Source organism: Caulobacter sp. GW821-FHT11A05 (assembly GCF_058809015.1).
Window position 1 is genome coordinate 125,212 of sequence record NZ_JBXASF010000008.1, and the last position, 23,103, is coordinate 148,314.

The 23,103-nt window shown below is 70.1% G+C and carries 26 protein-coding genes and 1 tRNA gene; 19 read left to right on the top strand and 8 right to left on the bottom strand.

What is annotated here, in order from left to right; all coding sequences use genetic code 11:
• Window positions 1–55: 55 nt before the first annotated feature.
• From AC1RSK_RS13190 to AC1RSK_RS13215, 6 genes are read right to left on the bottom strand one after another with little or no spacing between them, the layout of a single operon-like run.
• A complete protein-coding gene (locus AC1RSK_RS13190; protein ID WP_492908011.1) occupies window positions 56–343 on the bottom strand; it encodes a DUF1330 domain-containing protein in 288 nt (95 codons plus the stop codon).
• Window positions 340–1,149: an MBL fold metallo-hydrolase gene (locus AC1RSK_RS13195; RefSeq protein ID WP_492908012.1), complete on the bottom strand. Its 810-nt coding sequence runs from the start codon at window positions 1,147–1,149 to the stop codon at window positions 340–342. The genes AC1RSK_RS13190 and AC1RSK_RS13195 overlap by 4 nt, the downstream gene beginning before the upstream one ends.
• Entirely contained in the window at window positions 1,146–1,928 is a 783-nt protein-coding gene (locus tag AC1RSK_RS13200) for a TatD family hydrolase (protein ID WP_492908013.1), read from the bottom strand. Before AC1RSK_RS13200 ends, AC1RSK_RS13195 begins: the two co-directional genes overlap by 4 nt.
• Complete coding sequence (locus tag AC1RSK_RS13205; RefSeq protein WP_492908014.1) at window positions 1,928–2,926, bottom strand: DNA polymerase III subunit delta'; 999 nt, start codon at window positions 2,924–2,926, stop codon at window positions 1,928–1,930. Before AC1RSK_RS13205 ends, AC1RSK_RS13200 begins: the two co-directional genes overlap by 1 nt.
• Complete coding sequence (tmk, locus tag AC1RSK_RS13210; protein ID WP_492908015.1) at window positions 2,919–3,557, bottom strand: dTMP kinase; 639 nt, start codon at window positions 3,555–3,557, stop codon at window positions 2,919–2,921. The genes AC1RSK_RS13205 and tmk overlap by 8 nt, the downstream gene beginning before the upstream one ends.
• A gap of 34 nt (window positions 3,558–3,591) precedes the next feature.
• Window positions 3,592–4,407 carry a septal ring lytic transglycosylase RlpA family protein gene (locus AC1RSK_RS13215; RefSeq protein WP_492908016.1) on the bottom strand — a complete coding sequence of 272 codons (816 nt, stop codon included), beginning with the start codon at window positions 4,405–4,407 and terminating at the stop codon, window positions 3,592–3,594.
• A gap of 121 nt (window positions 4,408–4,528) precedes the next feature.
• Here AC1RSK_RS13215 and AC1RSK_RS13220 point away from each other — a divergent pair.
• The 3 genes from AC1RSK_RS13220 (at window position 4,529) to AC1RSK_RS13230 (ending at window position 7,780) form a co-directional block, all read left to right on the top strand.
• Window positions 4,529–4,618: transfer RNA gene (locus tag AC1RSK_RS13220), tRNA-Ser, on the top strand.
• Window positions 4,619–4,695: 77 nt separating this feature from the next.
• Window positions 4,696–6,747, top strand: coding sequence for an alkaline phosphatase D family protein (locus tag AC1RSK_RS13225; protein ID WP_492908017.1), 2,052 nt, complete (start codon window positions 4,696–4,698; stop codon window positions 6,745–6,747).
• Window positions 6,748–6,871: 124 nt separating this feature from the next.
• Entirely contained in the window at window positions 6,872–7,780 is a 909-nt protein-coding gene (locus tag AC1RSK_RS13230; protein ID WP_492908018.1) for a hotdog family protein, read from the top strand.
• Here the strand turns inward: AC1RSK_RS13230 and AC1RSK_RS13235 are convergent.
• The gene (locus tag AC1RSK_RS13235) at window positions 7,762–9,174 is read right to left on the bottom strand and encodes an ankyrin repeat domain-containing protein (protein WP_492908019.1); all 1,413 of its coding nucleotides are present in this window, start codon (window positions 9,172–9,174) and stop codon (window positions 7,762–7,764) included. The two genes, AC1RSK_RS13230 and AC1RSK_RS13235, sit on opposite strands and share 19 nt — an antisense overlap.
• Before the next feature lie 189 nt (window positions 9,175–9,363).
• Here AC1RSK_RS13235 and AC1RSK_RS13240 point away from each other — a divergent pair, with 189 nt between their 5' ends.
• The 16 genes from AC1RSK_RS13240 (at window position 9,364) to AC1RSK_RS13315 (ending at window position 22,110) form a co-directional block, all read left to right on the top strand.
• The gene (locus AC1RSK_RS13240; RefSeq protein ID WP_492908020.1) at window positions 9,364–10,014 is read left to right on the top strand and encodes an FABP family protein; all 651 of its coding nucleotides are present in this window, start codon (window positions 9,364–9,366) and stop codon (window positions 10,012–10,014) included.
• Between the two features lies 1 nt (window position 10,015).
• Window positions 10,016–10,537 (top strand): DinB family protein, encoded by a 522-nt coding sequence (locus AC1RSK_RS13245; protein WP_492908021.1) that lies wholly within the window; start codon window positions 10,016–10,018, stop codon window positions 10,535–10,537.
• Window positions 10,534–11,292 (top strand): prepilin peptidase, encoded by a 759-nt coding sequence (locus AC1RSK_RS13250; protein ID WP_492908022.1) that lies wholly within the window; start codon window positions 10,534–10,536, stop codon window positions 11,290–11,292. The genes AC1RSK_RS13245 and AC1RSK_RS13250 overlap by 4 nt, the downstream gene beginning before the upstream one ends.
• Window positions 11,293–11,515: 223 nt before the next feature.
• Window positions 11,516–11,881 carry a type II secretion system protein N gene (locus AC1RSK_RS13255; RefSeq protein ID WP_492908023.1) on the top strand — a complete coding sequence of 122 codons (366 nt, stop codon included), beginning with the start codon at window positions 11,516–11,518 and terminating at the stop codon, window positions 11,879–11,881.
• The gene (gspD, locus tag AC1RSK_RS13260; RefSeq protein WP_492908024.1) at window positions 11,878–13,899 is read left to right on the top strand and encodes a type II secretion system secretin GspD; all 2,022 of its coding nucleotides are present in this window, start codon (window positions 11,878–11,880) and stop codon (window positions 13,897–13,899) included. Before AC1RSK_RS13255 ends, gspD begins: the two co-directional genes overlap by 4 nt.
• A complete protein-coding gene (gene gspE, locus AC1RSK_RS13265; RefSeq protein ID WP_492908025.1) occupies window positions 13,896–15,383 on the top strand; it encodes a type II secretion system ATPase GspE in 1,488 nt (495 codons plus the stop codon). The genes gspD and gspE overlap by 4 nt, the downstream gene beginning before the upstream one ends.
• Window positions 15,370–16,575, top strand: coding sequence for a type II secretion system inner membrane protein GspF (gspF, locus tag AC1RSK_RS13270; RefSeq protein WP_492908026.1), 1,206 nt, complete (start codon window positions 15,370–15,372; stop codon window positions 16,573–16,575). Before gspE ends, gspF begins: the two co-directional genes overlap by 14 nt.
• Before the next feature lie 4 nt (window positions 16,576–16,579).
• Window positions 16,580–17,020: a type II secretion system major pseudopilin GspG gene (gspG, locus tag AC1RSK_RS13275; protein ID WP_492908027.1), complete on the top strand. Its 441-nt coding sequence runs from the start codon at window positions 16,580–16,582 to the stop codon at window positions 17,018–17,020.
• Between the two features lie 4 nt (window positions 17,021–17,024).
• Entirely contained in the window at window positions 17,025–17,462 is a 438-nt protein-coding gene (locus tag AC1RSK_RS13280) for a GspH/FimT family pseudopilin (RefSeq protein WP_492908028.1), read from the top strand.
• A complete protein-coding gene (gene gspI, locus AC1RSK_RS13285) occupies window positions 17,452–17,814 on the top strand; it encodes a type II secretion system minor pseudopilin GspI (protein WP_492908029.1) in 363 nt (120 codons plus the stop codon). Before AC1RSK_RS13280 ends, gspI begins: the two co-directional genes overlap by 11 nt.
• Window positions 17,811–18,410: a type II secretion system minor pseudopilin GspJ gene (gene gspJ / locus AC1RSK_RS13290; RefSeq protein ID WP_492908030.1), complete on the top strand. Its 600-nt coding sequence runs from the start codon at window positions 17,811–17,813 to the stop codon at window positions 18,408–18,410. Before gspI ends, gspJ begins: the two co-directional genes overlap by 4 nt.
• Entirely contained in the window at window positions 18,407–19,390 is a 984-nt protein-coding gene (gene gspK, locus AC1RSK_RS13295; RefSeq protein ID WP_492908031.1) for a type II secretion system minor pseudopilin GspK, read from the top strand. The genes gspJ and gspK overlap by 4 nt, the downstream gene beginning before the upstream one ends.
• Entirely contained in the window at window positions 19,387–20,475 is a 1,089-nt protein-coding gene (gene gspL / locus AC1RSK_RS13300; protein ID WP_492908032.1) for a type II secretion system protein GspL, read from the top strand. Before gspK ends, gspL begins: the two co-directional genes overlap by 4 nt.
• Entirely contained in the window at window positions 20,472–20,939 is a 468-nt protein-coding gene (gene gspM, locus AC1RSK_RS13305; protein ID WP_492908033.1) for a type II secretion system protein GspM, read from the top strand. The genes gspL and gspM overlap by 4 nt, the downstream gene beginning before the upstream one ends.
• Window positions 20,936–21,640 (top strand): type II secretion system protein N, encoded by a 705-nt coding sequence (gspN, locus tag AC1RSK_RS13310; RefSeq protein ID WP_492908034.1) that lies wholly within the window; start codon window positions 20,936–20,938, stop codon window positions 21,638–21,640. The genes gspM and gspN overlap by 4 nt, the downstream gene beginning before the upstream one ends.
• Entirely contained in the window at window positions 21,637–22,110 is a 474-nt protein-coding gene (locus AC1RSK_RS13315) for a hypothetical protein (protein ID WP_492908035.1), read from the top strand. Before gspN ends, AC1RSK_RS13315 begins: the two co-directional genes overlap by 4 nt.
• Here AC1RSK_RS13315 and AC1RSK_RS13320 read toward each other — a convergent pair.
• A complete protein-coding gene (locus AC1RSK_RS13320) occupies window positions 22,107–23,084 on the bottom strand; it encodes an NAD(P)H-dependent flavin oxidoreductase (RefSeq protein WP_492908036.1) in 978 nt (325 codons plus the stop codon). The genes AC1RSK_RS13315 and AC1RSK_RS13320 overlap by 4 nt on opposite strands.
• Between the last annotated feature and the right edge of the window lie 19 nt (window positions 23,085–23,103).

Genomic DNA, 23,103 nt, shown 5'->3' on the forward strand with positions numbered 1-23,103 from the left:
TATCCGTTTTGCGCCTAAGATATATTATCGGAAATAATGGATGGGCCGGTGGGTGTCAGACGCCCTGGACCATCAGGAAAACCCCGGCGGCGCCGGCTTTGCGATCCACGGCGATCGCCTGGTACTCGGGCGATCCCGCCCAGCGCCCCAGCGCGGCGGCATCCTCGAAACCGATCAGCACCAGCTTCTGGTAAGGCCAATCGCCCTCGGCCACGACCGGCGCGTTGTCCGCCGCCAGAAGCGTTCCGCCGTACTGAGCCAGGACCGGCATGAAGCCGTCCATGTAGCGGCCGTAGGCTTCCGGTTCGTGGATGTTGATCTGGGCGACGGCGTAATGGGTCATGGGTTCAGGCTCGCTTCAAAGGTCAGGCCGTCGTAGGCCGGCTCGACGCCGACCGGAAGTTCCGCGGACAAGCGGTTGAAATCCATGTCGATATGCATGTTGGTTAGAATGGCGCGGCGCGGCTTCAGGCGCTCGATCCAGGCCAGGGCCTGCTCGAGATTGGCGTGGGTCGGGTGCGGCGTGTAGCGCAGCGCGTCGACGATCCAGGTGTCGACAGCCTCCAGGGCCTCGAAGGCGCTGTCCGGCAGGCCGTTGACGTCCGGCGAGTAAGCCACGGATCCGAAACGGAAACCCAGGGAACGGATCTCGCCATGCTCCTGGTCGAAAGCCACAACCGGGATCGGTCCCGACGGGCCGTCGATCTCGAACCGCACGCCCAGGCCCGGCATCTCGCGGGCGTCGCAGATGGCCGGATAGCCGCCGGTGCTCTGGAAGATGTAGCCGAACCGCTGGTGCAACGTCCGCCAGGTGACCGGCTCCATCCAGGTCGGGATACGGGCCCGCTGGTTCAGAGCGAAAGCGCGGACGTCGTCGATGCCGTGGGCCTGGTCGGCGTGGTCGTGGCTGAAGAGAATGCCGTCAAGTCGCTGTATCTTTGCGGAAATCGCCTGTTCACGGAAGTCGGGCGAGGTGTCCACCAGAACCGTGGTTGAAGCCCCCTGCCCCGATCTCTGCACGAGCAGGGAACAGCGCCGCCGGCGGTTCTTCGGCTCGGCCGGGTCGCAGTCGCCCCAATTGCCATCGGCGCGCGGCACGCCGCCGGAACTGCCGGAGCCCAGGATGGTCAGGCGCAGCCGGTCGCTCACGGCCGCGGTATCCGGTCGAACAGGGCGAAGAAGGCGTCTTCGGTTCGTTGCTCGGCCTCGTCGCGCCTCCAGCCGCGGATGTCGGCCAGTTTCTCAAGGATATGAGGCAGATAGGCCGGCTCGTTGCGGCGGCCGCGCATCGGCACGGGCGCCAGGTAGGGGCAATCGGTCTCGAGGATGATGCGGTCGGCCGGCATGATGTCGGCGATGATGTCACGCACCTCCTGGGCCGCCTTGAAGGTGGCGATGCCGGAGACCGAGAACCAGGCGCCGAGCGCCGCCGCCCGGCGGGCCAGGTCCGGGCCGCTGGTGTAGCAGTGCATCAGGAGCTTGAACGGGCCGGCGGCGTATTCCTCTTCCAGGATGTCGCCCATGACCTCGTCGGCCTCGCGGGTGTGGACGACCAGCGGCAGGCCGGTCTCGCGGGCGGCGATGGCGTGCTGGCGGAAGACGGCGGCCTGCACGTCGCGGGGGCTCAGGTCATAGTGGAAGTCGAGGCCGCATTCGCCGATGCCGATGACCTTCGGGCGCTGGGCCAGGCCGATGAGCTCTTCGGCCTTAAGCGACGGATTTTCCTTGGCATCGTGCGGATGGGTTCCGACCGTCGCCCAGATGTCGTCATGGGCCATGGCGATGGCGTGGACGGCCTCGAAGCTGCTGACCTTGTCGCAGATGGTGACCATCAGGCCAATGCCGGCGGCGCGGGCGCGGTCGATCACCTGCGCCTGGTCGTCGGCGAACTGGGGGGCGTGCAGGTTGACGTGACTGTCGATGAGCATCAGGCGGCGGCGGCTCTCAGGGCCCGGACGGCCGTCCAGAAACTGTCGGCGCGGTCGAGGTTGAGGGCTTCGGCCTCGCGCGGCAGGCGCTCCAGCACCTCCCAGACGTCGGCCCAGCGGTCGAGGTCGTCGCCCTGCCCGCTCAGCGCCTGCTGGACGGCCATGTCGTGGACCCGGTCGCTGAGCCGCTCGAACAGCATCTGGAAACGCTCGGCCCCCTCGGCGCCGCGGAAGCTGTCGGCCATGGCCAGCAGCGGGGCCGGATCGGGATGCTTGAGATGGTTGAGCAGCTCGTGGGCGGTGTCGTCGATGGCCAGGACGTTGAGGTCGGCCATCTTCAGGGCCAGGCCGGGGGCGCCGTTCGCCATCTTTACGAGGCGATTGGCGTCATGCGCCACCAAGCCCGACTGCTCGCGGACGATGGTCTCGGCGGTGTCGGTGTCGGGCACGCGGAAGGCCAGGGTGCGACAGCGCGAGCGGATGGTCGGCAGCAGCCGGCCCGGCGCATGGCTGACCAGCAGCAGCACGCCGCGCGGCGGCGGCTCCTCCAGGGTCTTGAGGATGGCGTTGGCGGCGTTGACGTTGAGGTCGTCGGCGGCGTCGATGATGGCCACGCGATAGGGAGCCTGGGCCGGCGACTTGGAGAAGAATTCCGGCAGCTGGCGGGCCTCGTCGACCGGGATCACCTTGCGGGCCTTGCCGTCCTCGCCCATCCGCTCCAGCACGATGAAGTCCGGGTGGCTCTTGGCGGCCATCAGCCGGCTGGCGACATGGTCTGGGCTGGAGGACAGCGGACCTCCTGCCCCATCATTTGGCGCGCCGAGCAGGCGGCGCGCAGCGTGGTAGGCGAAGGTGGCCTTGCCGACGCCCTCGGGGCCGGTCAGCAGCCAGGCGTGGTGCAGTCGGCCGCTGTCCAGCGCCGCGACGAAGGCCGCTTCCTGGGCCTCGTGGCCGAGCAGCCGGCGGGTGTCGCGCGGGTGCCGCAGGCCCTCACCCATGCACCCGCTCCAGGCGCGGCTCGACGGCGGCGCGGATGTCGGCCTCGACGGCCTCGGGCTTGCGGTCGGCGCGCAGTACGACACAGCGGTCCGGCTCGGCCCGGGCGATGTCGAGGAAGGCCTGGCGCAGGCGTTCGTGGAAGGCAGCGCCCTTGGCCTCGAAACGGTCCTCGCCGCCGCCGCGGCTCAGGGCCCGGGAGAGGCCCTCATCGACCGGCAGATCGAGGATCAGGGTCAGGTCGGGATGCACGCCCTCGAGCACGGTGGCTTCGAGGGTGTCGATCAGCCGGGTGTCGACCTGGCCGCCGGCCCCCTGGTAGGCGCGGGTGGAGTCGGCGAAGCGGTCGCAGAGCACCACCTTGCCGGCCTCCAGGGCCGGGCGGATGACCCGTTCGATGTGATCGCGGCGCGAGGCGTACATCAGCAAGGTCTCGGTGACGGCCGACCAGCGCTCTGGCGGGCCGTTCAGGACGATGTCGCGGATGGCCTCGGCGCCGGGCGATCCGCCGGGCTCACGGGTCAGCACGACGTCATGGCCAAGGCCCTTGAGGCGCTCGGCCAGACGCCGGATCTGGGTCGATTTGCCGGCGCCCTCGCCGCCCTCGAAGGTGATGAAGAATCCACGGGACATGGGCCCAACCCATCGGCTGAACCGGTCTTTATGTCTAGCGGTCGGCGATCAACTTCGCGTCGGGAAAGCCCAGCGAGGCGACCTGGTCGCGCAGGCGGCCGGCGCCGACGACATCGCGGCCCGATTCGATCACCACGCGATAGAGGGTGCGGCCGTCACGCTTCAGCGGCACGATCCTGGCCCGGCCGATGTCGCGCAGGGAATTGACCGCCTTTTCGGCATTGTCCCGCTCGGCGAAGGCTCCGGCCTGGACCACCCAGTCGTCGCCGCCGCGGGGGACGGACAGGGCTTTGGGCTCGGAATCCTTGGCCAGGCCAGCGTACTGCAGGGTGCGGTCCTTGCCGCTCATCGGGGCCGGGCCGACATAGCGGACGCGGACCCGGGCGGTGCCCTTGCCGGCGAAGCCCAGCGCCTCGGCGCCGGCCCGCGACATGTCGATGATGCGGCCGTCGACGAAGGGGCCGCGGTCGTTGACCCGCACCTTGATCTTCCTGCCGTTGTCCAGGTTGGTGACCTCGACGATCGAGGGCAGCGGCAGGGTCTTGTGGGCGGCCGAAACCACCCACATGTCGAACATCTCGCCGTTGGCGGTCTGGCGGTTGTGGAACTGCTGGCCGTACCAGCTGGCCACGCCGACCTCGTTGTAATTGGGCTGTTCGCGCGGCCTGTACCAGGTTCCACCCACCTGATAGGGCCGCATGGTGCCGGGAACGCGGCCGCCTGAGCGCGGCGGCGGCTTGGTCTCAGCGACACGGGGCGACAGGCGCGGCGTGGCGCAGGCGGCCAAGCTGGCCGCCGCCATCAGCGCCAGTCCAAAGGCCGTTCCTCTTCGCCAGTGCCAGCGCCCCATCGGCGCCCCCTCCGCAAGTTCTCAGCCTCGAGGATGCCAGGGCCGGTCTTCGTTTCGGTTAACGCGATGCAAATGGCTGTTTTGCCTCAGGCTCCCCTGCTATAGCGCCGGTCCGCTCCCAGGACAGGTGGCCGAGCGGTTTAAGGCAGCGGTCTTGAAAACCGCCGTGGGTGCGAGCCCACCGTGGGTTCGAATCCCACCCTGTCCGCCAGCCGGCCTGAACGAAAGTTAACTTGCGGCCTCAGGACGAAAGTCGTCCGTGAACCTTCCGTTCGGGAGGGATGGAGCATGGACAAACCTGCACTGTCGCGGCGAGCGTTCGCCGCTCAGGCCGCCGCCCTCGGCGCGGCGCTTGCGTTCGGACCGGCCTCCGCACAGGCGAGGCCCGTCGTGCGCGGCGAACGTCGCGACCTCTTTCCGCAGGGCGTCGCCTCGGGCGACCCCCGCGCCGACAGCGTGATCCTGTGGACACGGCGGGCCCCGGACAGCGGCGTCGCCTCACACCGGTTGACCGTCGAGGTGGCGGGCGATCCGAAGTTTGCAAAGCGGGTGGCGCGCGGCGAGGTCGCGGTCACCGCGGCGACGGACTGGACCTGCCGCTTCCTGGCGGCGGGCCTGAAGCCGGCGCGGGAATACTGGTATCGTTTCATCGACGAGGCGGGGAACACGAGCCGGGTCGGCCGCACGCTGACGGCGCCGGCCGACGAGGACGACCGGCCGGCCCGGTTCGCCTTTGTCAGCTGCCAGGACGTCACCCAGGGCGCCATGAACGCCTACCGGCGCATGCTCCATGAGGACGCCCGCAGGCCGCGCACCGAACAGCTGGGCTTCGTCCTGCATCTGGGCGACTTCATCTACGAACTGGTCTGGTATCCCGAGGAACGGCCGGGCGGCGTCGAGCGGGGCCGGCGTCTGCGCGACATCGTGCGTTACCCGCACGGCGAAAAGGTCAGCACATTCCATATCCCGGCCGATCTGGACGACTACCGCACGGCCTATCGCGGCTATCTGTCCGATCCGGATCTGCAGGACGCCCGGGCCCAGTGGCCGTTCGTTCCGGTGTGGGACAACCACGAATTCAACTGGCGGTCCTACCAGAGCCAGCAGATCATCGACGGCAAAGTCCGTCCGGCCCAGACGCTCAAGATCGCGGCCAGTCAGGCCTGGTACGAGTATCAGCCCGCCCGGGTCCGCAAGCCGGGGAGCGGGGATGCTTTCGAGGCGCCCAAGGTGGAAAACAAGCCGCTGACGGCGCTGGACGCCCGAGGGGTCGGGCAGGAACCAAACAATCTCGCCGCGATCAAGGCGCTGCAGATCCAGCGGGCGTTTCGGTACGGCAAGAACATCGACATGATCCTGACGGACAACCGGTCGTTCGGATCACCGGGCGGCGACTACAGCGGGCTGCCGGAGATCAAGTTCGGGGCCATGCCCGAACAGATGCTGGAGATTCTGGATCAGGCCCGGGCCTATGGCGGCGGCTCGCCCCCCGCCACCATCCGCGTCGGCGATGTCGAGGTTCCCAATCCGCATGTGAACGCGCCGCCTGAGGCCTATCTCGGCCTCGAGCAGATGGCCTGGTTCAAGGACCGTCTTCGGGCCGCCAAGGCCCCTTGGAAGATCTGGGGCCATTCGTTCGGCACGCTGACCGGGCGCACCGATCCCCAGAACCTGCCGGCGGCGTTCGCGGACCGCTGGCCGAAGGGCGCGGGATATGGCGTGACCAGCGGCGCCTACGGCGTCGAGCACGGCGAAATCTTCGACATGATCCGCGAGGAAGGGATCGCGGGGTTCGCCATCGTGGCCGGCGACCGACATGCCTTCTGGGCCGGCTATCCCAGCAAGACCCTGCCGCCGCGCGCCTTCGACCCGGTTGGCGTCGAATTCATCACCGGCTCGATCTCGGCGCAGACCATGGGCGAAGTGCAGGCGCTCACCATGCCCAAGGATCGGCCCTTGAGAGCCCTCTATATCGACGACAAGCCGAACGGCGCGATGGAATGCAGCTTCGGCATGACCCTGATGCACGGGGTGAAGTCCTCGTTGCTGCTCAAGGAAACGAGAGACCCGGCCAAGGCGCGGGCGGCGCGCAACCCTGAACTGGCGCCGCATCTCAAGTTCGTCGATTACGCCGGTCACGGCTACACGACGGTGCGGGCCACGGCGCATGAGCTCGAGACCGAATTTGTCTGCATCCCAATTCCGCTCGAACGCAGCCAAACGGACGACGGCGGCCCCCTCGTCTACCGCGTGGCGCATCGGGTTTCTCTCTGGAAGCCCGGAGAGCATCCCCTGCTCAGGCAGGAAATTCTCGAAGGCGATCCGGGCCTGGCGATCTGAAGGACGGGCCAGCAGCCTGCCGGGCGGAATTTTGCGCTGGCTCGCCGTGGATCGCTGACTTAAACATTCGTTTGAATGAGCGGTCCGAGGGGGCCCTTCCCCGCCCGCGCCCCAGGAGTCGCCCGTGACCTTCGACACGCCCCTGTCTCTCGTCGGCCCCCTGCGCAAGCCTCGCCAGATGCTGGGCGATCAGGAGTACGGCGGCCACGCCTCGATCCACGACGATGAGATGGCAGAGAAGCTGGGCTTCAGGGCCGGGCCGATCGAAGGGCCGACCCACTTCAGCCTGTTTCCGCCGCTGATGGAGAAGATCTGGGGCAAGGCCTGGTTCGAGCAGGGCTGCATCTCGTCCCACTATCTGAACATGGTGGTCGAGGGCGAGGAGGTCCGCGCCATTGCCGAGATCCCCGCCGAGGGCGTCAAGACGACCCGCGTGTGGGCGGAGAAGGCGGACGGCACGCCGGTGTTGGAGGCCAGCGCAAGCCTGGGACCGGACGCCGGCCTCACCCTGCTGGAGCAGCGGATGGCGGCCCTGCGGCCGCCCGGCAAGCTGTTGATCCTCGAGGACCTGAGGGTCGGCATGACCGGCGCCGCCGAGGAGCACGTGCGGATGGACCCCGACCAGCACATGGGCGCCCTCTATCCCTTCAGCCTCAACCAGAAGCTGGCCGGTATCACCGAGACCTCCGACTGGTATTCCAAGGGCTCGCCCTGGGGGCGGCCGATCATCCCGCTGGAAATGATCAGCGTGCTGGCCGAGTACTCCAGCCACCAGGCGAAGTTTCCGGTGAAGGGGCCGGCCGTCGGCCTGTTCGCCGACCAGGAGATCCGGCTGATCGACGGGCCTCTGTTCGTCGGCGAGGACTATGTCCTGCGCCGCGAGATCGCCGCCCTGGCCGAGAGCAAGCGCACGGAATCCTACTGGGTCCGCACGCGCATCTTCGACGCGTCAGGCAAGAAGCAGGTGGCCGAGATGCTGCTCAACCACGCGACGCTGAAACACAGCTACGCCGGCTACGCCGACGCCGGCTGAACGCCCAGCTTCCGCTCGAACCAGGCGATGGCGGCGGCCTGGCCGCCGTGGATCGCCCAGCCCCAGGGCACGCCGCCCCAGAGGTCATCGACCACCTCCAGATCCGCGCCGTGGTCGGCCAGCAGGTCGAGGATGGCGGTGTTGTCGTGCAGCGCCGCCTGATGGATCGGGTTGCCGTGGCGGTGCTGCGAGGACCGCCGGTTGACGGTGGCGCCGGCCTCCAGCGCCAGCTTGACGGCTTCCGTCTGGCTGTTGATCACCGCCAGGTCGAGGGCGGCGTCGATGTCCGCCTGCGACGCGGCCCGCAGCAGGCCCGGCAAGTCCTCCAGGCGGCCCAGGGCGGCGGCGATGGGCGCGGTCAGCGGCATGCCTTTGGCCAGCAGATATTCGACGATCTCGGTCTCCCCGAAGCCCAGGATGCCGCCCATGTCCTCGGGTTTGGCCCGGGCGCCGGCCTCGACGAGGACTTCGACCAGCGGAATCTGCAGGCCGTTCTCGCGGGCGCTGCTGGAGGTCATGGCCAGGCCGAGGGTGTAATCGAGGTCCTCGCGCGGCACGCCGCGGGCGATCATGGCGCGGGCGACCGCCGGCATGGCGGCGGGCATCCTGTCGATCAGCGTCGGGTTGTTGGCGACGAACCAGAAGAGCTTGGGGTCGAGGAAATATTGCTCACGGCCGGAGTCGCGGTAGCAGTCCGGTTCGCGGATGCGCTCGGTCATCAGGCGAGGTTCGGCGTCCAGCAGACGGTCCAGGACCGCGACATCGCCGGCGTGGATGGCCCCGACGGCTGCCCGGAACGACGGATCGCGGATCACTGGGCGGTCAAGCAGCTCGACCATGGCCGCCTTGTCCCTGGCGCGCGAGCGGCGGGCGATGTCGAGGGCCGAGCGGCCCTTTTCGTTGGGCTCCCATTCGATGGCCCCATGACGGATCAGCAGTTCGGCCAGGGCGAAGGGCCCGCGCTCGGCGACGATGTGAAGCGGCCGCTGGCCGGGCGTGGCCTTGCGCGAACTGGCGCCGGCCTCGATCAGCGCCCGGACCATGGCCAGTCGGACGGCCGGCGGCGCGGTCGACGAACAGGCCTCCCAGACCGGACTCGTGCCTGGGCCGCCATCGTTGGGATCGTGGCCGGCGGCGAGCAGCTGTTTCACCAGGGCCAGATCGCCGCCCCGGGCTGCCTGGGCCAGGGGCGAACGCGGCGCTTGCGGCTCCAGGCCGCGCACATGGGTCATCAAGGCCGCCCAGTCGGCGAAGCCATAGTCCCAGGCAAGCTGGCGCTGGGCCTGGGCGAGCCGGACGCCGGACTGCTTCGCCAGGCGCTTGGCCTGTTTGCGCAGGTGTTCGCTGGAGGGGTTTTCGGGCAGGGCGCGGCGGGCGCCGTCATTCATGGACATGGCATGGCCTTTCCTTCGCGCCCCGGTGTCCGCCGACGGGGCAGGAAAGGTGAAGCTCACCGATCAGATCAGGCTGAAGGCGGGCTGAGCCCTTTCCGCGGACGAGCGGCCGCCTTACCGGCCGTGACTCATGCTAGGCCCGCACAGGTGGGCGGCACAAGAGGCGGCGCCCAGCAAGGAGCGGCAGGCATGGACATCCCGGACGACATCTTCACCGAGCCCGAGGACGTCGATCCCGAGACCCTGGCCAATCTCGGGCCGTTGCATCGGCTGGCGGGCATCTGGGAAGGCCGCCGGGGCGTCGATGTGAACCCCAAGGCCGATGGCCCGGAGCGGCGGGAATACTACGAACGCATCGAGATGCAGCCGATCGACCCGCAGGCCAACGGGCCGCAGCTGTTCTACGGCCTGCGCTACCACGTCCACGTCAACACGGTCGAAGAGGCCCTCACCTTCCATGACCAGGTCGGCTACTGGCTTTGGGAGCCGGCCACGGGCCTGATCCTGCAGACCATATCGATCCCGCGGGGCCAGGTCGCCATCGCCGCCGGACATGCCGAACCACACGCCGAGACCCTGGTGCTGACGGCGGCGCGCGGCCAGACCGAATACGGCATCTGCTCGACGACCTTCCTCGAACAGGCCTTCCGGACCGACGCCTATCGCATCGAGGTCACCTTCCACGCCGACGGCTCTTGGAGCTATATCTCCGACACCACCCTGCAGGTGCGGGGCCAGGAGGCGTCCTTCCTGCACCGCGACCGCAACACCCTGAGCAAGGTCGGCGAGCCGGACCTGAACCCCTGGGCGCGGATTCTGCGGGCGGCGCCGGAAGCCTGAGATGTCAGACACCCGCCGCCTCCTGCTGCGCCAGCTCGACACGGCCTGGGCCCTGGCCAGCTATCACCTGGACGGGCTGACGACGGAGGCATGCCTCTGGCGGCCGGCGGCGATCGGCCTGCATGTCGCGGAGGACGCGCAGGGACACTGGCGGGCCGACTGGCCCGATCACGAGGGCTATGATCTGGGTCCGCCGAGCATCGCCTGGCTGACCTGGCATATGACCTTCTGGTGGTCGATGGCGCTGGACCACGGCTTCGGCGACGGCCGGTTGACCCGCGAGGCGGTGCTCTGGCCCGGCGATGCGCCGAGCGCCGTGGCGCGGATCGAGGACCTGCAGGCGCAGTGGCGTGCCGGCGTCGAGGCGTTGTCGGAAGAGGACCTGGCTGCGACGGCCCGGACCCGCTGGCCGTTCCAGGACCGCCCCTTCGCCGATGTCGTCGCCTGGGCCAATGTCGAGCTGACCAAGAACGCCTCGGAAATCGGCTACGCGCGCTTCCTCTATGCGGTGCGCGACCAGTGACCTGGCTCTGGGACCTCGCCGCCATCCTCCTGGGTCCGGTGGCCGGCAGCTTCCTGGGCCTGGTCAGCCTGCGCCTGCCCGACGACCGCCAGATCGCATTGGGCCGTTCCGCCTGTGGTCACTGCGGCCGCACCCTGTCGCCGATCGATCTCGTCCCCATCCTCAGTTTCCTGGCCCTGCGCGGCCGTTGCCGGACCTGCGGCGGGGCCATTCCGCGTCGTTACCTGTTGATGGAGCTGGGCTGCCTGGCGCTGGGCGTCTGGTCGGCCTTCGCCTTCGACGGGCCGATGGCGCTGGTCAGCGCCCTGCTCGGCTGGTGGCTGCTGGTCATCGCGGTCATCGATGGGGAACATTTCTGGTTGCCGGACCGGCTGACCCTGCCGCTCGGCGCGGTTGGGCTGATCCAGGCTGTGGCCTTCCACCTGCTCGGCCAGCAAGGATGGTGGATTCACAACCTGATCGGCGCGGCGGCGGGGTTCGGCGCCCTGTGGCTGGTGGCCTTCGCCTATCGGCGGCTGCGCGGTCGCGAGGGGCTGGGCGGCGGCGATCCGATCCTACTGGGAGCCATTGGAGCCTGGGTCGGCTGGCAGGGCCTGCCCAGCGTGGTGGTCTGGGCCGGGGTCGCGGGCCTGAGCGTCGTTCTGGCCATGGTCCTGCGCCGGCGCGGCGTTTCGGCGGAGATGAAGCTGCCGTTCGGGGTGTTCCTGGCGATTGGCGGCTGGATGGTCTGGGTGCTGGGGCCGCTGGGACTGTAGCGCGGCGCCACACGGGCGACGCGAGGCCGCAGGGTTTTGCCGCCCCAAATGGGGGGATGCGTTTGTCATCCGCCCCGGCGCCAAGTAACACTTTGCTCCGGCGCGATCCGGCCTCACCGCCGGCTCGCAGCGGGGAACATCGTCAGTGGGCTTTTGGCAGCGCCTCATGTCGGGCGGCTCAGGTTTCGCATCGGGTCGCGTTGCGCTCGAGGCGGTCCTTGTCGTGCTGCTGGCGACGCAGGCCGCCCGGCTGGTCTGGGCCGTCACCGCCCCCGCCCCGCCGGCTCCGGCGGCGCAGGCCCAGCAGGCGGACCTGACCATCCTGGCCCGCTTCAACCCCTTCCTCGGCGCCGACACGCCAGCCGGCAGCCAGGCCTCCGGCCAGCCGATGCGGCTCTACGGCGTACGCGCCGACACCGCCGGCCGTGGCTCTGCCATCATCGGCACACCCGACGGCAAACAGGCCTCCTACCTCGTCGGCGAGACGGTCGCGCCGGGTGTGATCTTGCAGGCCGTGCACGACAGCCACGTCGTCCTGGCGCGGGGCGCTGCGACGACAAAACTGCCCTTTCCCGAAGTCGCCCGATGAGTAAGGACGCCGCCCGTTTGAGGAACACCATCCGGACCCTCGCCCTCGCGGCCGCCCTCTCCGTCGGCGCGCTCGGCCCAACCACCCCCGTGCTGGCCCAGGGTCAGGTGCTCAACATCCAGGACGCCGACATCCGCGCCTTCATTCAGGACGTCGCCCGCGGCACGGGCCTGACCTTCATCATCGACCCGCGCGTCAAGGGCACGGTCAGCGTCGCCAGCGACGGGCCCTTGAGCAAGTCGGAGCTGTTCGAGGTCTTCCTGGCCACCCTGCGCTCGAACGGCTTCATCGCCATCCCAACCGGTCCCTCCTCCTACCGCATCGAGCCGGCCGAGAACGCCGCTCGGGCGCCGTCAGCTGGCCGCAGCGGCTTCGTCACCGAGGTCTTCCGCCTGCGCACCATCGACGCGGCCGGGGCCGCCGAGATGATCAAGCCGCTGGTGGGTCCGCAGGGCGTGGTCACCGCCAACCCGCGCGGCAATACCGTGGTGGTCGCCGACTACGCCGACAACGTCCGCCGCATCCGGGGCCTGATCGGTCAGATCGACCAGGACCGCGCCTCGGTCCAGACCGTCACCCTCAAATACAGCAGCGCCCGCGAGATCGCCCAGGTGCTGAACGACCTGACCACCGCCCCCGGGGCCGACGGAAAGGCCGGCCGCGGCGCGGTCTCCATCGTGCCCGTCGAGAGCAGCAACTCCATCATCCTGCGCGGTGACGCCGAGGCCATCGGCAGGCTGATCCCGATCATCACCGACCTCGACCGCCGGGCCCAGTCGAACGCCGACATCCAGGTGGTCTTCCTCAAGCACGCCAACGCCGAGGAGATGCTGCCGGTCCTGCAACAGCTGATCGGCCAGCAGCCCTCTGCCCCGTCGGGTGGCAAGGCCACCGTCGAAGCCGCCCCCGCCGCCTCGCCGACCCCAGGCTCGCGGCGCGCCAACCTGGCCCGCTATCCCGGCGCCAACGCCCTGATCATCAGCGCCGATCCCGAGACCCAGCGCATGCTGGCTGAGGTCATCCGCCAGCTCGACGTGCGCCGCGAGCAGGTGCTGGTCGAGGCCATCGTGGTCGAGGTGTCCGACGGCACGGCCCAGCGGCTGGGCGTCCAGACCATCCTCGGCGGCGGCAATGGCAATGTGCCCTTCGCGGCCACCAACTACTCCAACACCGGCCCCAACATCCTGGCCCTGACCGGCGCCATCGTCGGCCAGAACAACCTGCCCGAGGACAGCGCCCTACTGGCCCAGTTGCAGGAGGCGGCGGTCAATTCGCTGGTCAACTCCAACGGCCTGCTGGGGGCGGTGACCGGCACCTTGAGCGGCGACACGATGTTCGGCTTCATCATCAACGCCGTGCGCGAGGACAGCTCGTCCAAGCTGCTGTCGACGCCCCACATCCTCACCCTCGACAACCGCGAGGCCTCGATCCTGGTCGGCCAGGAGATCCCGATCACCACCGGCGAGGTGCTGGGCGACGCCAACTCCAACCCCTTCCGCACCGTCCAGCGCCAGGATGTCGGCATCAAGCTGACCGTCACCCCGCAGATCAACGCCGGCGGCGGCATCACCCTGCACCTGCGCCAGGAGGTGTCGGCCATCGCCGGCACGGTGACGACCAACAATCCCGAGCTGATCCTCAACAAGCGGGTGGTCGAGACAACGGCCGTCATCGGCGACGGCGAGATCGTCGTGCTCGGCGGCCTGTTGCAGCAGGACGAGACCATCAGCCTGGAGCGCACGCCGCTGCTCAGCGACGTGCCGATCCTCGGCGAGTTGTTCAAGAGCCGGGCCCGCGAGGGCAAGCGCACCAACCTGATGATCTTCCTGCGGCCCCGCATCATCCGCAACGACGAGGAGGCCCGCGCCGTCACCGGCCCGCGCTATGAGCTGCTGCGCCAGCAGCCGGCGCTGAACAACAAGGACGGTTCGAACGCGCTCGACACCATGGTCGTCGACCAGCTGGGCGCGGCGCCGCCGAACGTGCCGCCGCCGCCCGTAGCCGCGCCGCCGAAATGACTGCCCTGGCCGACCCGACCCTGTCCTACGGTTTCGCCAAGCGGGCGGGGGTGTTGCTGCTGTCGCTTGGCGAGACGGCGCGCGTTGGCCTGCGCGAGGGCGCTGACCCTTCGGCTCTGGTCGAGGCCCGCCGGGTGCTCCGCCGGCCGCTGTCCATCGAGACCCTGTCGGCCTCCGCCTTCGACCGCCAGTTCTCAGAGGTCTACGCCGGCGAGGGCCTTGCCGCCTCCAGCGCGGGCAGCGTTGAGATGGCGGGCGGCCTCGACGCCCTGCTTGACGACATCCCCGCCACCGCCGACCTGCTCGACCCGCAGGACGAGGCGCCGGTCATCCGGCTGATCAACGGCCTGATCGCCGAGGCGGCTCGGCTGGGCGCGTCCGACATCCACATCGAGCCGTTCGAGCGGGCGGTGACGGTGCGGTTCCGCGTCGATGGCGTGCTCAAGGAGGTGCTGAGCCTGCCGCAACGCATCGGCCCACTGCTGGTCTCACGCATCAAGGTCATGGCCCGGCTCGACATCGCCGAGAAGCGCCTGCCGCAGGACGGCCGCATCTCCCTGGCGCTCGGCGGCAAGGCGCTGGACGTGCGGGTCTCCACCCTGCCCGCCCGGGTTGGCGAGCGGGTGGTGCTGCGCATCCTCGACAAGGACCAGGCCGGGCTGCAGCTGCAACAGCTGGGCATGCCGCCGGCGCTGCTGCGCCTGTTTGAATCCGCGGTCCGGGAGCCGCACGGCATCATCCTGGTCACCGGCCCGACCGGTTCGGGCAAGACCACGACCCTCTACGCCGGCCTCGCCTTGCTCAACGACGCCAGCCGCAACATCCTGACCATCGAGGACCCGGTCGAATACGCCATGCACGGCGTCGGCCAGACCCAGGTCAACGCCAAGGTCGGCATGACCTTCGCCGCCGGTCTGCGGGCCATCCTGCGCCAGGACCCGGACGTGGTCATGGTCGGCGAGATCCGCGACAGCGAGACGGCTCAGATCGCCGTGCAGGCCGCCCTGACCGGCCACCTGGTGCTGTCCACCGTCCACACCAACGACGCCGCCGGCGCGGTCACCCGCCTGCGCGACATGGGGGTCGAGCCCTTCCTGCTGGCCTCGACCCTGCGCACCGTGCTGGCTCAGCGGCTGGTGCGGCGGCTGTGCGAGACCTGCCGCGAGCCGCATCCCGCCGACGCCGCTACCGCCCGCCGCCTCGGCGTCGCCGAGGGCCAGACCCTGTTCCGCGCCAAGGGCTGCGCGCACTGCGGCCAGAGCGGCTACCAGGGCCGCATCGGCGTCTATGAAGCCATCCGCATCGACGACCATGTGCGCGGCCTGATCGCGGCCAGCGCCGATGAGCAGGCGCTCGGCGCCGGCCTCTCGGAGGCCGGCGACCTCGCCGCCGCCGCCCGCGAGCTGGTGCTGGCCGGCGTCACCACACTGGAAGAGATGCTGCGCGTCACCCGCCAGGGAGCCGAGGGCCATGGCGGCGTTTGAATACCTGGCCCTCGACGCGCAAGGGACCGCCCGCAACGGCGTGATCAGCGCCGCCGACGAAGGGGCCGCGCGGGCCATCCTGCAGAAGCGCCGGCTGGCCCCCGTACGGCTGACCGCCGCCAACGACGCCGGCCCTGGCCTCAGCCTGTTTCGCGAGAAGCTGTCGTCCAGGGACCTGTCGCTGATCACCCGCCAGCTCTCGACCCTGGTTTCGGTCAGCCCGCTGGAAGAGGCCCTGCGCGCCATCGCCCAGAACAGCGAACAGCGACACGTCCGCGCCATCCTCGGCGAGGTCCACGGCGGTATCCGCGAAGGCTTCCGCCTGTCCGAGGCCATGGGCAGGCGCCCGGCCAGCTTCCCGCCGCTCTATCGGGCCATGGTCGCGGCCGGCGAAGCCTCAGGGTCCCTGCCCGCCATCCTCGACCGCCTCGCCGACCTGCTCGAACAGGAACAGGCCGTCCGCGCCAAGCTGACGACGGCGCTGGTCTATCCCCTGGCCCTGGCCGCCACCGCCATCCTGGTGGTCATCGCCTTGATGACGTTCGTGGTGCCGAAGGTGGTCGACCAGTTCGACAGCATGGGCCAGACCCTGCCCCTGCTGACCCGCGTCATCATCGGCCTGTCGAACGCCACGCAGGCCTACGGCTGGATCGCCGCCATCCTGCTGGTCGTCGGCGCCATCGCCTTCGCCCAGGGCCTGCGCAGCCCGCCCTTCCGCCTGGCTGTCGACGGCGCCCTGCTGCGCCTGCCGCTGATCGGCCGGCTGCAACGCGAAGCCAACGCCGCCCGCCTGGCCCGCACCCTATCGACCATGCTGGCCAGCGGCCTGCCGATCCTCGAGGGCCTGACCCTGACCGCCCGCACGGTCGGCAACAGCGTCCTGCGCCGCGCCACCGAGGACATGACCGTCTCCATCCGCGAAGGCGGCGGCCTGTCGGCGGCCCTGCGCAAGGCCGGCGTCTTCCCGCCGGTGCTGCTCTACATGGCCGCCAGCGGCGAGGCCTCCGGCAAGCTGGAGATGATGCTGTCGCGCGCCGCCGACTATCTGGAGCGCGAGTTCAACACCTTCACCAGCGCCGCGCTCGCCCTGCTGGAGCCGGCCATCATCATCGTCATGGGAGTGGTGGTCGCCGCCATCGTCCTCTCCATCCTGCTGCCCATCCTGCAGATCAACACCCTGGCCATTGGTTAGAATGATGCCACAAGACGTTGAAAAGAAACGCCCTGCTCGATCCGGCTTCACCCTCGTCGAGATGATGGTGGTGGTGGTCATCCTTGGCCTGCTGGCCACGGTGGTGATCATCAATGTGCTGCCGGCCCAGGGCCGGGCGATGCGGGAAAAGGCCCGCGCCGACGTCGCCACCCTCGAGCAGGCGGTGGAGAGCTACCGGCTCGACACCTTCGTCTTCCCGCGCGGCGAGGCCGGGCTGCAGGCCTTGACCACCGTGCCGGCCGGGGTCGCCGCTAGCCGCTACCGCGAGGGCGGCTACATCAAGCGGCTGCCCGACGATCCCTGGGGCCACCCTTATCAGTACCGCTACCCGGGCAAGCACGGCCCCTTCGACATCTACAGCTATGGCGCCGACGGCCAGGAGGGCGGCGAAGGCGATGACGCGGACATCGGCAACTGGAAATAAGTCCTTGAAGCGCAACGGCTTCACCCTGGTCGAGCTGATGGTGGTGCTGGCGGTGCTGGGGCTGATGGCGGCCGTGGTGGTCGTGGCCATTCCCGATGGCGCCATGACCCTGGCTGCCGAGGGAGAGCGCTTCGCCGCCCGGCTGAAGCGGGCGCAGGAGGAGGCGGTGCTGGTGAACCGGCCGGTGGAGGTGGCGATGACCGACGACGGCTACGCGTTCCGCGTCCGCAAGGCCGGCGCCTGGCAGCCGCTCGACGACGGCCCATTCGAGGCCGAGTCCTGGCTGCCCGGCACGGCCGTCGCCGCCGAAAAAGACGTCCGCCGCGTGACCTTCGACCCGACCGGCGTGTCCACGCCGTCGCATTTCACCCTCCGCCGCGGCGGCAAGGCCGTCGAGGTGCTCGTCGACCAGGCCGGCAATGTGAGGGTCGATGCGCAATAGGGCCGGGTTCACGTTGGTGGAGCTGTTGGTGGCGCTGACGGTGTTCAGCCTGGCCGCCATGGCGCTGATCAACCTGTCGGGCGAGAACACCCGCGCCGCCGGCCGCATCGAGACCAAGGCCCTGGCCGCCGTGGTCGCCGAGAACCGCGCCGTCGAGGTGCTGACCAGCGAACGGCCGCCGGCCATCGGCGTGACCAACGGCGCCGAACAGGCGGGTGGGCGTACCTGGCGTTGGAATCGCAAGGTCATGGCCACCGCCGATCCGGACATCCTGCGCATCGACATCGTCGTGCTCGATCCCGCCACGCCACGACCGACGGGCATGCTGACCGTGTTCCGGAGCGTCAAATGAGGCGCGGCGGATTTACCCTGGTGGAAATGCTGGTGGCGCTGTTCGTCTTCGGCCTGCTGGCGGCGGCCGGGGCGGCGGTGATGGGCTCTACCCTGACCAGCCAGGCGGCGGTGAAGAGCCGGGTCGAGCGTTTCGCCGACTTCCAGCGCCTGCGCGCCACCCTGCGGGCCGACCTCGCCCAGGCCGCCCCTCGCCGGACCCGCGACACCACCGGAACGCCGGCCGGCATCGCCTTCGTCGGCGGCGATCCCTGGGGCGACAACAGCGAGCGCCTGTTCGTGGTCGTTCGCCGGGGTTGGGAAAACCCAGACCAAGCCCCACGCCCCTCCCTGCAGTATGTCGAGTACCGGCTGTCGGGTGGCCGGATCGAGCGCCGGGTCCGCGCCGCCCTCGACGGCACGGCGCTGGGGCCGGCCCAGGTGCTGCTCGATGGCGTCGACCGGGGCCAGGTCGCCTTCCTGCACCAGGGGGCCTGGCAGTCTTCGTGGAAGGGGCAATCGGGGGTCGAACTGCCCAGCGCGGTGCGCCTCGACCTGACCGTCCAGGGCATCGGTCCGATCACCCAGCTGTTCCTGACCCTGGGGGACGGTCAATGACCCATCCCGGCAAGCCGCACGAAAGAGGCGTCGCCCTGCTCACCGTCCTCCTGATGGTGGCGGTGATGTCGGCCATCGCCGTCGGGGTGCTGGACGATATCCGGTTCGGCCTGCGTCGGACCTTCAACGCCGCCACGGCGACCCAGGGCCAGTATTTCGCCATCGGCGCCGAGCAGCTGGCCCGGGCCCGCATCGCCCGCCTGCTCGAGCGCGACGCCACCCGTACCTCGCTGGAGGGCGGCTGGAATGGCCGCCCCATCGCCTTCCCGATCGAGAACGGCCAGATCCTGGCCAGGGTCACCGACGGCACGGCCTGCTTCAACTTGAACAGCCTGGTGCTGGCCGGCGGCGGCGAGCCCTTCGTGCGGCGCGAACAGGGCGTGCGCCAGTTCACCGCCCTGCTGACCGCCCTGAACCAGCCGCGACCGGAAGCGCTGTCGGACGCCCTGGCCGACTGGATGGACAGCAACAGCCTCGGCGCACCGGGCGCGGAGGACGACGGCTACCTCAAGGGCCCAACTCCCTACCGCACCGCTTCCGCGCCCCTGGCCGAGGTGAGCGAGCTGCGCGCCGTCCACGGCTTCACCCCGGCCGTCTACGCCGCCATCCGGCCCTATGTCTGCGCCCTGCCGACCACCGACCTGTCGCCGGTCAACATCAACACCCTGGGCGTCGAACGCGCCGTCGTGCTCACGGCTCTGACCGAGGGCGGCGTTTCGGTCAGCGCCGCGCGCAGCGTGCTGGCCCAGCGCCCGGCCGGCGGCTTCACCGATCTCGCCGCCTTCTGGGCCCATCCGGCCTTCGCCCAGCTGCCGGCCGACGCCGGGGTGCGCAACCAGGTCGACCTGCGCTCGCGCTATTTTACCCTCGACGCGGAGGTGACCTTCGCCGGCGGCGATGTCACCCTGAGCTCGCTTTTCGAAGCCCCCTCGCCCGGCGGCGTCCGCCTGGTCGCCCGCCGCTGGACGCACGACGAATGAACCGCCTGATCATCCTGTTCGCCGATCCGGAACGACCGCCCGAGATGCTGGAAGCCGAGGGCGGTGAGGTGCTGCGCCACGGCGTCCTGCGCGAGGGCGAGGCTGAGGATTGGGCCCCTGCCCGCACCATCCTGGTCGTGCCCGGGGCCGAGGTCGTCGCCCGCTGGCTGGACCTGCCGGCCGCCAGCGACGCCCAGGCCCGCTCCGCCGCCGGCTTCATGCTGGAGGAGAGCCTCGCCGCCGCCCCGGAGCGCCAGCACATCGCCGTCGGCCCGCGCGGCGACGGGCCCCGGCTGACCACCGTGGTCGACGCCCCGCGCCTGCGGGGCTGGCTGGACCGCGCCGCCGCGCTGGGCGTGACGCCCGACATCGTCACCCCCGACCACCTGATCCTGCCGCCGGAAGACGACCGGCTGGTCGGGGTCAGCTTCGGGGGCCTGTTGTCGGTGCGAGGCCATGACCTGGCCCTCTCCGGCGAGCCGGAGCTGCTGGCCGCCGTGCTCGGGATGCGCGCCCCCACCCCGGCCACCCCCCTCGACGCCGCCGCGCTGCTGGCCCGCGGCGCCGAGGCCCCGGCCATCAACCTGCTGCAGGGCGCCTTCGCCCCTGGCGGCGAGCGGAGCGAGGGCGGCAGCTGGAAGCGCGCCGCCGTCCTCGCCGCCCTGGTGCTGATCTCGCCGCTGCTCATCGCCGGCGCCCAGATCGCCCGCAACACCGGCGCGGCGCTGAGCCTCGAGGACCGCGCCGACCGCCGGGCCGTGGCCATGGTTCCCTCCCTGCGCGGCCAGAAGAACCCGGCCGGCCAGGCCCTGGCCCGGCTGGAGGCCCGCCGCGCCGCCGACCAGTTCCTCGCGCTGTCGGCCGCCACCTTCCAGGTCATCCAGGCCAGCGGCCCGGTGCGGATGGAGACGCTGGTCTATGGCGAGGACGGGGCCGTGAGGGTCAGCGTCGCCTACGCCAACTATTCCGACCTCGACAGCCTGAAGGCCGCCGCCGCCCAGGCCGGCCTCGACCTCACCGAGGACTCCACCGTCACCGAGGGCGGCCGCATCAGCACCGACCTGATCGTCCGGAGCGCCCGATGATCGCCTCCCTGCGCGTCGCCTGGGAGGCCCGCTCCCGCCGCGAACAGATCATGCTGGCGGTGATGGCTCTTGTGGTCGTCGTCGTGCTCGGCTGGTTCGCCGTGCTGGCGCCCCTGAACGGCGCCGTCGCCGGATCAGAGGCCCGGCTGCGCAAGGCCGCCGACCGTTTCACCCAGCTGGACGGGGCCGCCAGGACCGGCGGCCTGCCCACGGCCTCGGGCCAGCCGCTCGGCGCCGTCGTCGACGCCAGCGCCCAGGCCGCCGGCCTGACCATCGACCGGCGCCGCGAGGAGGCCGACGGGCGGCTGACCGTCTGGCTGACCGGGGCTGATCCCGGCCTGATGATGACCTGGCTGACCAGCCTGGCCCGCGCCCAGGGGATCGCCGTCAGCGAGATGACCGCCTCGCGCACCGACGGCGGGCTGCTGGAGGCGCAGATCACCCTGGCGCGGCCGGCGCCATGAGGACGCCGCGGCTCCTGATCCTGTTTCTTGTCGCCTTCGGGCTGGCCCTGGTCGCCTTTGCGCCGCTGTCGATCGCGTTGGGGGCCGCCAAGGGCCGGCTGACGGCCGAGAAGGCCGAGGGCACGCTGTGGCGCGGCCGTCTCGAGGGCGCGCAGCTCTCCGGCCTGTCGCTTGGCGTGGTGAAGACCCGCACCCAGATCCTGCCGCTGCTGACCGGCGCGGTTCGCCTGGAGGCCAACGCGCGGGGCGGCGCCTTCACCGGCAAGGGGCGGCTGCTGGTCGCCGGCCAGCACACAGGCGCCGACCAGATCACCGGCCTGCTGGGGCTGGATCGCCTGGGGTTCGCGGGCCCGGTGGGCGGCGTTCTCAGGCTAGAAAAGGTCGCCGCCGTCTTCCAGCGCGGCCAGTGCCGTCAGGCGACGGGCAAGGCGACGGCGCAACTCGGCGGGACGGGACCCATCGCCCAGCCCGTCACCCTGACCGGCGTCCCGGTGTGCAGCGCCGGGCGCTGGGTGCTGCCCATGGCCGGCGAGGCGCAGGGGTTGCGGATCGAGGCGCGGCTGAGCCTGACGGGCGACGGCGCCTGGCGTTCCGAACTGATCCTCATTCCCACCGACCCGGCTTTAGGGCAGGCTCTCACCGCTGCCGGCTTCACTCAGGACGGCGACCGTTGGCGCCGCGCATCGGAAGGACGTCCATGATCCGCCTGCTGACCTTTGCCGCCGTGGTTCTGACGGCCACCGGCGCCCTCGCCGCGCCGAAAACCCAGAACGCCCCAGCCCCCAACGACGGCGGCGTGCCGTTCGGCGAGCTGGCGCAGCAAAAGCTGGCCCCCGGCCAGTGCGCCCTGTTCCTGTGGGCCAAGACCAACCCGGCCCGCCGCATCCTGATGGCCACCCTGAACCCGGCCTCGGCCCGGGTTGTCATGAAGGGCAAGACCCTCGACCTGCCGCTGACCGGCTGGGACGGTGAACAGGTGATGGGCCTGTATGAGCAGCAGACTTTCACCGGCGGCGGCCTGACCCTCACCGTCCGCTTCCGCGCCGAGGCTCCCAAGGGGCTGGTCGGCGGCGTCGTCGCCCGTGAGGGCTCGGTCGAACTGAAGGACGCCGCCGGCTGGGAAACCGTCGTGCCGGCGGCGGGGATGATCGCCTGCCAGCCGACCAGTTAGGCCGCCAGGAACCCTTCCAGCCGCCCGCGGATGATCTGCTCGGCCTCGCTCATGATCCGGTCGATCAGTTCCTTGCAGGTCGGGATGTCGTTGATCAGCCCGGCAACCATGCCGCAGGACCAGGCCCCAGCCTCCATCTCACCATTGATCATGATACGCGGATAAACCCCCGCTACTTCGGCGAAAATATCCTCGAACTTGATGTTCGGTCCGAGGTCCTTTTCCTTCTGCAGCAGCCGCTCGACCGCTTCGTTGGTCAGCACGCGCTCGGTGTTGCGCAGCGGGCGCATGACCAGGCGGGTATCCAGCTCGCTGGCGGCGACGATGGCCCGCTTCACATTCTCATGCACCGGCGCTTCCTGGGTGGCGATGAAGCGGGTGCCCATGTTCATGCCCTCGGCGCCCATGGCCAGGGCGGCGACCAGCGAGCGGGCGTCGGCCATGCCGCCGGAGGCGACGAAGGGGATCTTCAGCTCCTCGGCGGCGCGCGGCAGCAGGATCATGTTGGGCACGTCGTCCTCGCCCGGGTGACCGCCGCACTCGAAGCCGTCGACGCTGACGGCGTCACAGCCGATCGCCTCGGCTTTGAGGCTGTGGCGGACCGAGGTGCATTTGTGGATCACCTTGACGCCCGCCTCCTGCAGCGGCGGCAGCCACTTGGCCGGGTTATTGCCGGCCGTCTCAACCGCCTTCACCCCGCCGTCGAGGATGGCTTTCACATAGCCGGGATAGTCCGGCTGGTTGACGCTCGGCAGGAAGGTCAGGTTCACGCCGAACGGCTTGTCGGTCATCTCCCGGCACTTGGCGATCTCCTTGGAGAGGTCCTCGGGCGTGCGCTGGGTCAGGCCGGTGATGATGCCCAGCCCCCCGGCGTTGGACACCGCCGCCGCCAGCTCGGCGAAGCCGACGAAGTGCATGCCGCCCTGGATGATCGGGTGCTCGATGCCGAAGAGTTCGGTGATGCGGGTCTTCATGGATGTTTCCTGTTGGTGG